The organism is Bradyrhizobium sp. USDA 4353 (assembly GCF_054063215.1).
The window spans coordinates 4831579-4844521 of the sequence record NZ_JBSSGB010000001.1; the positions used below are offsets into that span (position 1 = coordinate 4831579).

A 12943-nucleotide genomic window follows, 5' to 3' on the forward strand; every position below is an offset into this window, starting at 1 on the left:
GCAGCTCCCTCGCTTGTTTGTTGGTGGTTCTGGCGCACACTCAGAAACGTCAATGCGCGGTCCAGCCGCCGTCCGCCGGCAGCGCGATCCCGGTGATCGAGGCCGCGGCCGCGCTCGACAGGAACACGGCCAGGGCGCCGATTTCCTCGGAGGTCGCGAAGCGCTTGTTCGGCTGCTGCGCCAGCAGCACGTCGCGGATCACCTGGTCGCGGGAGATGCCGTGGGCCTTGGCCTGGCCTTCGATCTGCGCCTCGACCAGCGGCGTATAGACATAGCCGGGGCAGATCGCATTGCAGGTGATGCCGTCCTCAGCCGCTTCCAGGGCCGTCACTTTGGTCAGGCCGACCATGCCGTGCTTCGCCGCGACATAGGCGGCCTTGAACGGCGAAGCGACCAGCCCGTGAGCCGAGGCGATGTTGATGATCCGGCCGAAGCCGTTCTGGCGCATTGCGGGCAGTGCGAGACGCGTGGTGTGAAACGCCGACGACAGGTTGATCGCGAGGATCTGGTCCCATTTCTGAGGCGGGAATTGTTCGAGCGGCGCGACATGCTGGATGCCGGCGTTGTTGACGAGGATGTCGAGCCGGCCGGATCGAGCGATGGTGGTGGCGATCATCTCTGCGATGGAGTCCGGGCTCGTCATGTCGGCCGCGGAGTAGGTCGCCCTCACGCCGCATGCGGTCGCGATCTGCTCCCGGGTCATTTCGATCTCGTTGGCGTCGCCAAAGCCGTTCAGCACGATGTCGGCGCCGGCCTCGGCCAGCGCGCGTGCGATGCCGAGCCCGATGCCGCTGGTCGAGCCGGTGACCAGCGCCACCTTGCCGGCAAGGGCATGAGTGGTAACCCGTGACGGCGTTTGAACGGTAACGTTCATGGCGGATCCCTCGTAATTGTCTTGTCCTTGGGAGTGTCTTGGCGAGCGGACGCCTTGGGGTGTCCGATGTCGCTCACAGTTCTGAGGGACTGGCAGGTGAGATGGAAATACTGCATGGCTTCCGAAACGATAGGCCGGCGCTATTGCAGCCCGGATGTGCGTCAGCCCGGTTTTTGCTATTCAGTCACGACACACAGGAGCAGGGAGGCGATCGATGGAAATGCACCAGGTCCGCTACTTCCTCGCCGTCGCACGGCTGCTCAATTTCACCAGGGCGGCAGAGGAGTGCAACGTCACGCAGCCTTCGCTGACGCGTGCGATCAAACAGCTCGAGGCGGAGCTCGGCGGTGACCTGTTCCGGCGTGAACGCCCGTCGGCCCAGCTGACCGAGCTCGGCCAGCGCATGCATCCGCTGCTGCAACAGTGCTATGACGCCGCACTCGGCGCCCGGTCGCTGGCGTCCTCGTTCAAGAGCGGCGAGATCGGGGCGCTACGGATCGCGCTCACGCATTCGATCGACCTGGCGTTGCTGATCCCGCACCTCGAACAGATCAAGCGGCAGTTCAACCGGCTGGAGTTTCGTTTCCAGCGTGGCAACAGCGGCGAGGTCGCGGAATATCTGAAGAAGGGCGAGGCTGAACTCGGTATTGCCGCGGAGATCGATGCAAGCTGGGATCGGCTCGATGTGTGGCCGCTGTTCACCGAGGATTTCGAACTGGTCGTGCGCAGGGACCATCATCTCGCCGGCCGCAGCACGGTCGAGATCGACGATCTCAGAACCGAACAGTTGTTGAGCAGAACCTATTGCGAGCATCGCAGCCGGATATCCGCGAGCTTGCGCGAGCGCGGAATCGACTTCGACCGCGGTCACGAGATCTGCTCGGAGCGCGACCTGATCGAGCTGGTCCAGGCCGACATCGGGGTCGCCATGATTCCGCACACCTCGCCGGTACCGGACACGCTGAAGCGCACCGCTATCACAGGGCTCGATGCACGACGCACCGTCAACCTCTATGGCGTCGCTGGTCGTCAGCGCACGGCCGTGGCTTCGGCCGTCATGCGGATGCTTCGCGGCGCCGACTGGCGGAGCATTGCTGGCTAAGGCGAGAGCTCAGGTCGCGCGTCTCAGCGCCTCGACCAGATCCTCCACGTCCATCCGCCTGCGGAAATCCGGATCGACGAAACGCGACGAGACCACGCCGTCGCGGCCGACCACGAACACGGCGGGGATCGGCAGCATCCAGCCGTCATTGCCGTGAAATCTCGCCATGTCCTGATAGGACAGCAATTGCTGAATCTCTTGACCAAGCCAGAAGGCGAGGTTCAGCGAGAGCGCATAGCCGTTGTCGAGATCGGTCAGCACCGGAAAGCTCGCGCCGCAATCGGCCTTGAACTGGCCAGTATACTCCTGAGTTTCCGGCATGATGGCCACCAGCTGCGCGCCTATGTCCGCGATCCGCGGCTGGGCCTGGATCACGGCGCGGACGTTGAGCCGGCAATACGGACACCAATGACCGCGAAAGAACATCACCGCGACGGGACCCCTCGCCAGGAGCGATGAGAGCGCGACGAGACGCCCGCGCTCGTCGGGCAGGATGAAAGCCGGCATCTCCTCGCCGGGACGGGGCGCATTGAGCCCCCCGCCGTTGTCTCCCAACCGCTCGACCAGCCGATCGACCGCCGCCGCATAGGCCGGAAAGATCTCCCGGCCGGCGTCCGCATAGGCGCGCAGCTGCTCGTTCAGCGGGCCATCCATCTCGCGGCAGCGCTGGAAGGCGAGCTTCAGCCGTTCGGCATCGTCAGAGGAGAGAGCGGTCATCATCGGCTCCGAGAAGAGCTGCAGAATAGGGCGGCTGCGCCGTTCCTGAAAGGGCGGCCGAAGCGCAACCTGGGGCAAACGACACCTCACCGTCGCCGGTGGCGAAATGGAAATGCCGATCCCCAATCGGTTCGATAGCCGCTGCCAATCGCACTCGGACCGCGTTGTCGCGCGCGTCGGTCGTAGCTCCGGGCATGGATAGCTCCGCGCTATCGTCTCGAAAGACGTTTGGCATTTCAGAACATCCCAGCTCTTCGAGGACAATGCCGTCACTGCCTCTCATGCCACCATCACCTTAGGAGAGTCCCGATGTTCCAGAAGTCCTGCCAATCTCCCGCATTGCTGCTCGGCCTCGCCGTCTTCGGTGCGGCCGTGCTGACGCAGCCGTCCTTCGCCGGCGAATGTCCAGCCGACAAGATGAAGCCAAATGCGCGCTCCATGGTCGACTACAAGCCGGTCGGCGTCACCGACGTGACGCTGGGCTCGATCGATCTCGAGAAGCAGCCCGCCAACATCAAGGATCGCGAGCTGCGTTTCCGCAAGCTGACCATCGAGCCCGGCGGCATCGTCCCATGGCACAGCCATGACGACCGGCCGGCACTGATCTTCGTGCAGCAGGGCGAGATCGTGGAATACGCCTCCAACTGCGTCGACCCCATCGTGCACAAGGCCGGCGACATCCGCCCCGAAGTTCATGGCACGTCGCATTGGTGGAAGAATCTCGGCAAGGACACCGTGATCCTCTATGTCGGCGATGTCCGCCGCGATCCGCACGATCACAACATGTAGTGACTGGACCGCAACGAGCTCCACTCGTCAAACACCTCGTTGCGCGATGTGACGTCCCTGGCACCTCCCCCTGTGCGGGGGCGTCATATCTTCCCGTTCCCCGGCAGGAGCCGCTCCCATGATGACGGACATGTCCTCCGCACCGATCATGCCGGCTGCGATGGCGACGGTCGGACATGCTCCAAGCGCCATACGCCGCGCGCTGGTCATCGGTACGACCGCGTTTCTCACCGTCGTCGATCTCTTTGCGACCCAGGCGATCCTGCCGGCGCTGACCCGCCATTATGGCGTGACGCCTGCGGCGATGGGTTTTGCCGTCAACGCCGGTACGATCGGCATGGCCATCGCGAGTCTCGTTGTCGGCATCTTCAGCCCGCGGATCAATCGCCGCGTCGGCATTCTGCTCAGTCTCGTCCTGCTGGCCGTGCCGACCAGCCTGCTGGCCGTGGCTCCCGATCTGATGACATTCACGGCGCTCCGCATCATGCAGGGTCTGTGCATGGCCTCGGCGTTCGCGCTGACGCTGGCTCATCTCGGCGAGCAATGCAGTAGTGCCGATACCGGCAGCGCCTTTGCGGCCTACATCACCGGCAATGTCGCGAGCAACCTCGTCGGGCGCCTGATCGCGGCGGCGGCGGTCGATGGCCTCGGTCTCGCCTGGAACTTCCTGCTGTTCGCCGCGCTCAACCTGGTTGGCGCGATGCTGGTGTATGCGACGATCCACAGCGTTGCACCGATCAGTGAGGGCATGCGTGGTGACAGTCCTTGGAAAGCGCTGGCTGCGCATTGGCGCAACCAGCGCCTGCGCGCGGCCTTCGGCATCGGCTTCTGCATTCTGTTTGCGTTCATCGGCACGTTCACTTTCGTCAATTTCGTACTGGTGCAACCGCCGCTCTCGCTCGGAATGATGTCGCTCGGCATCGTCTATTTCGTGTTCGCACCCTCGGTGGTCACGACGCTGCTGGCGGGACCTGTCGCGAGCCGGCTCGGCACTCGCGTCACGCTCTGGGCGGCTCTGGCATTGGCCGCGGCTGGCCTGCCGCTGTTGCTCACGGCGCACCTCGCGTTCGTGCTGGGCGGCATGGTGCTGGTGGCGGTCGGAACCTTCTTCGCGCAGGCTGCCGCCACCGGCTTCGTCGGGCGAGCCGCGAGCGAGAATCGCGGCATTGCCAGCGGCAGCTATCTGGCCTGCTATTTCCTCGGTGGTCTCGCTGGCAGCGCGCTGCTCGGCCAGCTGTTCGACCGGCACGGCTGGACCGCATGTGTTGTTGGAGTAGCGCTAGCGCTCGGCGGGGCCGCAGCGCTAGCGTCCTGGCTCAAGGAGGAGCCGACTTCCGTCAAGCCGCTTGGATCTCGCGAAAGCGAGCACAGGTTGGCGGAATGACTTCAGCTCGCGAAGCTCTTTTTGATTTCGGCAGCGACGGTGGCGGCATTCTCGTCGAGAACGAAATGGCCGGCGTCGAGCCAGACGAGGCGGGCGTCGGGCAGGTCGGCGAGGTAGGCCTCGGCGCCGGCGGGAACGAAGAACGGATCGTGCTTGCCCCACACGATCAACGTCTTCGGGCGGTGCATGCGGAAGGCCTGATGCCAGCTGTCGTAGAGCGCGACGTTGGTCTTGTAATCCTCCAGCAGGTTCAGATGTGCCCGATCGTGGCCGGCGCGATCGAGCAGCGCCTGATCGTGGGTCCAATTGTCGGGACTGACGGCTTCGACATTGCGGGCGCCGACCTGATACTGGTACCTGGTGGTTTCGGCGGACAGCAGCCCGCGGGCGGCGGCCTCGCTGGCCGCATCGCGTTTCTCCCATAGCGGCAGGAAGATCTGCGCCGGCATCTCGCCCACACCTGCCATATAGGCATTGGTGTTCTGGATGACGAAGCCGGCGACGGACTTCGGATTGCGCGTGAACAGCCGGAAGCCGACGGGACCGCCGTAGTCCTGCATGTAGAGAATGTAGGAGCTCAGTCCGAGCTGCTCGATCAGCCCTGCCACATGCGCGCTCAGGTTTTCGAAGCTGTAGTCGAACTCGGCAACCCCTGGCGCATCTGAATGGCCGAAGCCGATGTAGTCGGGCGCGATGACGTGGAAGCGATCCGCCAGCAGCGGAATCAGGTCTCTGAACATGAAGCTGCTCGTCGGAAAGCCGTGCAGCAGGATGAGGGTCGGACGTGTTGGATCGCCGGCTTCGCGATAGAACACCTTGCGATCATGGACGGTGGCGAACTTGTAGAGGGTCAAGGCGAAAGCTCCGATGAAATGGTGAAGTGACGGCCGGGGGCGTGGGGAGAGCAGGGTCAAGTCGTCACGCCCCCGTGCGTCAGGCGGCCTTGCCGGCTTCGACAATCGGGAAGTCGATCTCGGTCTGGAACACTTCGTTGAAGAAGTTGGTCCAGCTGTTCAGTGCGACGTGCTGCACGATCTCGATGATCTCAGCGTCGGTGTAGCCGGCGAGCTTCACGGCGGCGAAATCCTGGTCGGTGACATGACCACGATGGGTGGCGACCACGGCTGCGAAGCGAACGGCTGCGTCGGCCTTCGGATCGTTCGACGCGCCGTTGCGGTTGGCGGTGATCTCCGCGTCATCCAGCCTGGCGAGGTTGCGGCCGAAATAGGTATGCGCCGACAGGCAGTAGCTGCAGCCGTTGATTTCGGCCACCGCGAGCGCGATCCGTTCGCGCGTGGCGGCGGGCAGCGCGCCCTTGCCCAGTGCGCCGGACAGCGCGAGATAGCCTGCCAGCGCCTGCGGGCTGAGCGCGACCGCGCGGAACATGTTGGGCGTCCTGCCGAGCTGCTTGGCGACAGCTTCAAGCTGGGAACGCGAGGCTTCGGGAGCGTCGGCGATGGTGGCGGGGATCTTGAGACGGGTCATTGCAGGGTCCTTTCATGCAGCCGTGCGGCTGAGGCCCCCGATCTACGTTCTTCCATTTTTCGGCAGTAGGCGGTATTTTCGAGAGCCGATATTTCATTTTTTGGAAGAACGATGGATCGCTTCGAAGCCATGCGCACGCTGGTGGCGGCGGTGGATGGTGGCAGCCTCTCGGCGGCATCCCGCGCCCTTGCCGTGCCTTTGCCGACCGTCAGCCGCTGGATCTCGGATCTGGAAGCGCATCTCGGTGCGCGGCTGCTGGTGCGGACCAGCCGCAAGCTGATCCTGACCGAGGCCGGCGAAGCCTTCGCCGCTGTGGCGCGACGTCTGCTCGACGATCTGGCCGAAGCGGAGCGCGCGGCAAGCGGAGAATATCGCGAACCGCGCGGCGAATTGCTGGTGACGGCGCCGATCATGTTCGGCAAGCTTCATGTCGCGCCGCTCGTCCACGCCTTCCTTGCGACCTATCCGCCGGTCAGCGTGCGGCTGATCCTGTCGGACCACGTCATCGATCTCGTCGAGGCGCATGTCGACGTGGCGATCCGCATCGGCCGTATGCCCGACAGCCAGCTGATCAGTCGCCAGGTCGGGCATGTGCGCTGGATCCTCAGCGCCAGTCCGGACTACCTTGCCCGCCGCGGCGAGCCCGCCGATCTCGAGGCTCTGCGCGATCATGATTGCATCGCCTTCGAAGGCTTGCAGACCTATCGGAGCTGGACGTTCGGCAACGGCGCCGGCGAACACACGGTGCCGATCAAGCCGCGATTTTCGGTCAACACGGCCGATGCGGTGGTGGAGGCAGCCGCTGCCGGCCTCGGCGTCGCGCGCCTGATGTCCTACCAGGTCGCGCCGGCGATCGCCGACGGCCGGCTGGTGCAGATCCTGCGCCGGCATGACGATCGCCCAACGCCGGTCAACCTCGTGCACCAGCCGCAGCCGGTCCAGCCGCTCAAGCGCCGAGCCTTCCTGGATTTCGTCGCGCCGAGGCTGAGCCTCGCGCTGGCCAAAATCGAAGAATCCCTTGGCAAGGCATGAGCAGCACGAGGCGTTGGCGCGCCCTTGCCAAGGGTGATGCGCTTTTCGGTACGAACTAACAAACGACTTGTTGCTGTTCCGGCAATAGCAGCCGATAGTTGATGAAGAGAGGCCCGGCATGACCCCGCAAAATATTCCTGTGGAATCAAGACCAAGGAAAATCGTCGGTCTCGCCATCGGCGTCCCGATGTGGCATGCCGGTAAAAGCGTTTCGGATCAATACGTTAGGGCCGCGCAAGATAATCGAGTGGGAGTGACGACGTAAATCAGGTGGCTCAAGAGCAACCGGCCAAGCTTGGTTGGACCCAAGCCTGACGCTCGACAAGATTCCTTGCACCGTCATTAATGTCTATATGGTAGCCTCCCGTCATTGGGAGGGTCTCGTGAGCGGCGCCAAAATTTTCACGGTCAAGGCGAGATCAGATTTCCTTGCTAAACAGGCCAGCGCACCACCGGTCATGGCTCTGGCGGAATGCGTTTGGAATTCGCTTGATGCTGACGCTACGCGCGTTGACGTCGAATTCCAAAGCGGCCCCTTAGGCCTTGAGCGAATTATCGTACGCGATAACGGCACCGGGATGACCTATGATGAAGCCCCTGGTTTGTTCGAAGGTCTTGGCGGCAGTTGGAAAACATTTGCTGCTCGGACGAAGGTCGCTGGCCGCTTCCTTCATGGACGTGAGGGCAGGGGACGCTTTAAGGCTTTCGCTTTGGGACGTGTTGCTGATTGGAGGGTTACTTTTCAGAGCGGGAATGAACTTAAGAGTTTTCAGGTCAGTATCATTGGAGACGATCTCGGCCGGGGTAGTGTCTCCGAGCCAGCTGCAGCCAATGGGCCACTAACTGGTGTCGAGCTAACCATCTCGGAGCCACTGAGAGATTTCCGGAGCCTTTCTGGTGATGACGGCCGTCAAGGACTAACAGAGGTTCTGGCGCCATATCTTCTTCTCTATCCTGACGTGCGAGTTTCGGTTGATGGCGTGCTGCTCGATGCAGCTGCAGGGGTTGCCTTTCGCAAACCGTACGCCCTTTCTCCCGTACAGGACGGCAGCGCAATCTATCCAGTAACGCTGGAGGTGATCGAATGGAAGCGTGCCGGCGAGCGCTGCTTGTACCTCTGTGGTGAGAACGGTCTGCCCTTGCTTACGCTCGCTGATCGTCTTCCAATTGCCGATCGAGGCTACTGCGCGTATTTGAAATCGCCTTTGATACAGGTCCTCCACGATAGGAACGAGCTCGGCTTAGGGGACCTAAGCGGGCCTATGCGCGAGCTAGTGGCCGAGGCACGACAAGCGATTAGAGACCATCTTCGGCAGCGCGCAGCGGCAGAAGCCCAAGACGTCGTGCAGGTCTGGAAAAACGAGGATGTTTATCCGTACCGCGAGCCGCCATCGAACCCGGTCGAAGTGGCGAAGCGCGAAGTGTTCGATATTGTCGCTGTAACCGCCGCGCGGCATATCGAGGATTTTGATAGAACATCTCAAACGGCCCGGCGGCTTCAGCTCAGAACATTGCGCACAGCAGTGGAGCGAGGTGATGAAGAAATTCAGTTTGTCCTCAGTGAGGTTATCAAGCTGCCGAAGCGCGAAGTGACTCAGCTCGCGAGTCTTCTCCGTGAGACGTCGCTATCTGCGATCATTGGGGGCGCGCGCGTTGTTGCGGATCGCCTCAAGGTGATAGAGGGGCTCGAAGCCTTAGTATTCGAGGAAAAGCATAGTCGGGTCTTGAAAGAGCGAACCCAGCTTCATCGCCTTGTAGCGGAAAACACTTGGCTTTTCGGCGATGAATTTCATCTCATGGTAGACGATGAGGGTTTAACTCGGTGCTTGGCCGAGCATGCGAGAGCGCGCAACATTGAAGTGCTTGGAAGTGCTGCAGTTCTGCATCCGAACAAAAAGAGAGGTATCGTAGATCTGATGTTCGGCCGGCAGCGTCGTCCGCACGGTCTGGCCGAACTCGAGCATCTCGTCGTTGAGCTGAAGGCTCCGAAGGTGGTCATAAAGCAAAAGGAAGTCGGGCAGGTCGAGGGATACGCGCAGGCCGTCATACGAGACTCTCGCTTCGATAAGGCCAACACTCGTTGGGTATTCTGTGTCTTGTCGAAAACGATAGATGAAGAGTACTGCACAAAGGTTCGGCAAATAGAGGGCGAGGAGATTGGAACGGTCGCGCGGACCGGAAACCTCAAAATTGTAGTGCGCACGTGGGCCTCGGTGTTCAGTGAGAACCGGGCGCGTCTAAAGTTTTTTCAGGATTCGCTTGCCTTGCGTGTCACTCGCGAAGCTGCATTGGATCACCTGCGCAAAAGTTACAGCCGCTATTTAGAAGGTGTGCTGGAGCCTCCGGTGGAGGCTGAAGAAGCAAGTGTAGACGGGTCGTCCCAAGATGTTGCGACAGCGCAGGAGGAGCCATCGCAATGATGGCTGTATTGCATTCCATCTCATCACCGCTGCGCCGTTCGCGAGAGCTTCGCCCACGTGCCGGAGAGCCGATCGGATGAGCATGCCCATTCTGTTACCTCGGCAAGATCATTAGTTGAGCGCGCCTTAGTCACACACGTTCGCAGAGCTTCGAAGTTGGCGCGTCCATAGGCTGCGGTTACAGCCTTCTGCACTGTGGCGAAGAATGCTTTCCCGGGAAAGTCGCGTTCGTGGGTCTTGAAGCCGAGCGAGCCGCCGTTTGGATACTCTGGCGAGCAGAACATCTCGAAATCGAAGCCGTCTGAAGTCGTCCACCCTGCGGTGATACCCCCCGTCGCATTGGTCAATAGCTTGGTGAACCCGTTTATTCCGGTGGCGGTGGTCAGGCGGTCGAAGCGCTCTCGGCACACTCCCGTCGTCTTCGCCAGTGCCTCGCCGGCGGCTTTCTGGTGTGAGTAGACCGAGGGTTCGAGGCCCATTGCATAGATCGACCCGTCCGGGTTCTTCTCGATTACTACCCCTGCGTTGGCATTGGCTGCGAACAAGGCAGCGATTGCGAATCCAAGAATGTGCGTTTTCAAGATGTCGATGCCTATTCAGAATGGCTGCCAAACTGGCGGCCGTCGATCAAAGTCTGCACTATTACCATACGAGAGTGAACAGTTGCTATCGTTCACGATCCTCCCGCACAGCTGTCCACATTGTCCAGCCGATCAGTGTCGCGGTTGGTAGAGAGACGAATCGGCTGACAAAGGAAGTTGGTTGTCCGAATCGGCCATCCACCCGACGGGCAATCCACACATGCCGCACATGCGCCAATTGCCCGTCGTGCCAGTTTGTCGCGCTCGTCTCCCTTGCCACGTCGAGGGTGGGCAAGAATCTTGAGCATTTCGCGTGGCGGGCTGTACGATTCGGCTCATGACGAATCGCCCTTTCAATAGCGGTGAGAGCCGCGAGCAAGCCAGCCTGTTTCCTCCGCGGATCGAGGATTACGTGGCAGCGGACAATCCGGTTCCGGTTACGGTGACAGTGCACAAAAAGTTCTAGTTCACACGGGCTTTGCCAATTGTGCAGGGTTGCTCGCGGACGTCTCGCAGGTGCCCGGCGGTTGCTGCGGCTGGTCCTTTGCTTTATATGTCTACTGTAGTCATATTCAGCCGAGGCGCCCATGCGAGAAATTCAGCTTCGTGATGCGAAGGCCAACCTCTCCGCCGTGGTCGATCAGGCGGTGGAGGGGAAGCCGTCGGTGATCACGCGCCACGGCAAGCGCGAAGCGGTCGTGGTGAGCTATGAAGAATGGGAGCGGCTGTCTCACGTCCCGAGCTTTGGGCGGCTGCTGATGGCGGCGCCGCTGGCAGCGGAGGATGTGCCCAAGCGCGATCCGTCTCCGGCACGCACCGCCGAACTCTGACATCGTGTATCTCGTCGACACCAACGTGATCTCGGCGGCAGCGCCAGGACGCCCGTTTCCTGCAGCGCTCGTCGATTGGATGGATGCGCAATCGGCGTCGCTGTTCATCTCGGTCGTGACGGTCGCGGAGATCGAGGACGGGATCGCGAAGCTGCGGCGGGAAGGCGCCACGCGCAAGAGTGCCGACATCGCCGCGTGGCTGGAGACGGTCGTACATCTCTACGCTGACCGCATTCTTCCTTTCGACATCGAGGCTGCCCGGATCGCCGGCGCCTTGACGGATCGGGCGCGGGGGCTCGGTCATGCGCCGGGCTTTGCCGACATCATCATCGCCGCGACCGCGCGCCGGCATCAACTGACCATCCTATCCCGCAACCTCCGCCATTTCGAGCCACTGGGTGTCGCCGTGCAGGATCCGTTCGCGGCGTTGCCGTGAGCGTGGCGGGATTGAGGTAGTACGACAACAGTGCACGTAACTTGCTCCTCAACCCGCATGTCCGGACACCGGCAGGTCAGAACTCGCGCGAGGCTATTGCTGCATCTTTGGCGCGAGATGACGGACGCATTTGGTCCTGACCGCCCGGACGACTTTCAACCCTCACCCTGAGGAGCCCGCCGCAGGCGGGCGTCTCGAAGGGCGAGGCCGAGGCTGTGGCCTCATGGTTCGAGACGCGCCATCATTGGTAGTCGTCACGGGCAGGTTGCGGTGTACGGCGCTCCTCACCATGAGGGGCGAGTACCGGCTACGCAGCACGTGGCCCCGAGCAGCGTGTTCATGGCGAGAGCGAACGCCAGGTAGCGCTGCGTTAACGTCGGTTGGTGTCGCCGATCGGCTGACTAATCATCCACGCGACGGGCAATCCTTGCATACCCCGCATGCACCAACTGCCCGTCGTGCCAGTTTGTCGCGCACGTCTCCCTTGTCACGTCGGGCAAATCACCTACACATTTCCGCGCATCCCGGCTCGCTGAAGAGGGACGTTTCGCGATCGTCATGAAGCGTCGAGCCGGGGAGGCGACGGGCGCGTTGCTCCGCAGCCGGGTGTCACAGCCCGTGCCGACGAACGGAGCGAGGCGACGGCGAAATGGTGTGGTCCTGGTCTCTCGACGCTGAGACCAAGCCAGTGGGGATGATGATCCGCTGGTGACGGGGGCAAGACAGCCGATCCCCGGGGAGAGCGCCTATAAGTCGCAAAACCGTCGCGCAGGGAAGGCCGGATATTGGGCTGAACCTGTGGTTCTGCCGCGTGCTTGTTTGCTGCACGCGGACCGCGGGTATCAGCCGATACCCGGTCTTCCCTGCGCCTCTTCTTCGCAAGAGGTTCGATTGAGGACACAACTCGGGCGAGGATCGCCGCGAGATCGCGATGTCATGTGTGCTGTTTGGAATGTGGAGAAGGCGCTGCACCATGCAGCGCTGCAGTCGTACAAGGACATTGTGCCGGCTGCTCGGCGGGTCGCACGAGCGCGCCGCACCGCTCAAGACACCAGCGCCGGCTCGGCATGATGGCAGGCGACGTGATGTCCCGCGGCGGCGGTGCGTAGCGGCGGGTCCTGTGTCCGGCAGATGTCGGTGGCGAGCGGGCAGCGCGGGGCGAAGCGGCAGCCGCCGGCGACGCTGCGCGGGTCGGGCAGGTCGCCGGGCAGCGGCGCGGCGTAGCGGCGGCGGGTCGGATCGGGCACCGCGTCGATCAGCGCCTTGGTGTAGGGATGCAGCGCGGCCGCGCCA

General features: G+C 62.4%; 13 protein-coding genes. 7 read left to right on the top strand and 6 right to left on the bottom strand.

Annotated features, from left to right (window positions below):
* Positions 1-49 precede the first annotated feature (49 nt).
* Entirely contained in the window at positions 50-874 is an 825-nt protein-coding gene (locus tag ACVILH_RS21725) for a 3-hydroxybutyrate dehydrogenase (RefSeq protein WP_456714696.1), read from the bottom strand.
* 214 nt (positions 875-1088) lie between these two features.
* Here ACVILH_RS21725 and ACVILH_RS21730 point away from each other — a divergent pair, with 214 nt between their 5' ends.
* Positions 1089-1976, top strand: a complete 888-nt coding sequence (locus ACVILH_RS21730; RefSeq protein WP_456714697.1) for a LysR family transcriptional regulator — start codon at positions 1089-1091, stop codon at positions 1974-1976.
* A gap of 9 nt (positions 1977-1985) precedes the next feature.
* Here the strand turns inward: ACVILH_RS21730 and ACVILH_RS21735 are convergent, their stop codons facing one another.
* On the bottom strand, positions 1986-2693 hold the full coding sequence (locus ACVILH_RS21735; protein WP_456714698.1) for a peroxiredoxin-like family protein: 708 nt from the start codon (positions 2691-2693) through the stop codon (positions 1986-1988).
* A 309-nt stretch (positions 2694-3002) separates the two neighbouring features.
* On the opposite strand from ACVILH_RS21735, the gene ACVILH_RS21740 reads away from it, so the two are divergent.
* On the top strand, positions 3003-3482 hold the full coding sequence (locus ACVILH_RS21740) for a cupin domain-containing protein (RefSeq protein WP_456714699.1): 480 nt from the start codon (positions 3003-3005) through the stop codon (positions 3480-3482).
* 121 nt (positions 3483-3603) lie between these two features.
* The gene (locus ACVILH_RS21745) at positions 3604-4866 is read left to right on the top strand and encodes an MFS transporter (RefSeq protein ID WP_456717044.1); all 1263 of its coding nucleotides are present in this window, start codon (positions 3604-3606) and stop codon (positions 4864-4866) included.
* Positions 4867-4868: 2 nt separating this feature from the next.
* Here ACVILH_RS21745 and ACVILH_RS21750 read toward each other — a convergent pair whose 3' ends face one another.
* Together ACVILH_RS21750 and ACVILH_RS21755 are read right to left on the bottom strand one after the other, a co-directional pair.
* On the bottom strand, positions 4869-5720 hold the full coding sequence (locus tag ACVILH_RS21750) for an alpha/beta fold hydrolase (RefSeq protein WP_456714700.1): 852 nt from the start codon (positions 5718-5720) through the stop codon (positions 4869-4871).
* 79 nt (positions 5721-5799) lie between these two features.
* The gene (locus tag ACVILH_RS21755) at positions 5800-6351 is read right to left on the bottom strand and encodes a carboxymuconolactone decarboxylase family protein (RefSeq protein WP_456714701.1); all 552 of its coding nucleotides are present in this window, start codon (positions 6349-6351) and stop codon (positions 5800-5802) included.
* Positions 6352-6462: 111 nt separating this feature from the next.
* Between ACVILH_RS21755 and ACVILH_RS21760 the strand changes: the two genes are divergently transcribed.
* Both ACVILH_RS21760 and ACVILH_RS21765 read left to right on the top strand, forming a co-directional pair.
* Positions 6463-7383 carry a LysR family transcriptional regulator gene (locus ACVILH_RS21760; RefSeq protein ID WP_456714702.1) on the top strand — a complete coding sequence of 307 codons (921 nt, stop codon included), beginning with the start codon at positions 6463-6465 and terminating at the stop codon, positions 7381-7383.
* A 383-nt stretch (positions 7384-7766) separates the two neighbouring features.
* Positions 7767-9803, top strand: coding sequence for an ATP-binding protein (locus tag ACVILH_RS21765; RefSeq protein ID WP_456714703.1), 2037 nt, complete (start codon positions 7767-7769; stop codon positions 9801-9803).
* A gap of 23 nt (positions 9804-9826) precedes the next feature.
* Here the strand turns inward: ACVILH_RS21765 and ACVILH_RS21770 are convergent, their stop codons facing one another.
* Entirely contained in the window at positions 9827-10384 is a 558-nt protein-coding gene (locus ACVILH_RS21770) for a hypothetical protein (RefSeq protein ID WP_456714704.1), read from the bottom strand.
* A 587-nt stretch (positions 10385-10971) separates the two neighbouring features.
* Between ACVILH_RS21770 and ACVILH_RS21775 the strand changes: the two genes are divergently transcribed.
* The gene (locus ACVILH_RS21775; RefSeq protein WP_456714705.1) at positions 10972-11214 is read left to right on the top strand and encodes a type II toxin-antitoxin system Phd/YefM family antitoxin; all 243 of its coding nucleotides are present in this window, start codon (positions 10972-10974) and stop codon (positions 11212-11214) included.
* 4 nt (positions 11215-11218) lie between these two features.
* On the top strand, positions 11219-11650 hold the full coding sequence (locus ACVILH_RS21780) for a PIN domain-containing protein (protein WP_456714706.1): 432 nt from the start codon (positions 11219-11221) through the stop codon (positions 11648-11650).
* A gap of 1043 nt (positions 11651-12693) precedes the next feature.
* Here ACVILH_RS21780 and ACVILH_RS21785 read toward each other — a convergent pair.
* The gene (locus tag ACVILH_RS21785; protein ID WP_456714707.1) at positions 12694-12897 is read right to left on the bottom strand and encodes an oligopeptide/dipeptide ABC transporter ATP-binding protein; all 204 of its coding nucleotides are present in this window, start codon (positions 12895-12897) and stop codon (positions 12694-12696) included.
* Positions 12898-12943: the final 46 nt, after the last annotated feature.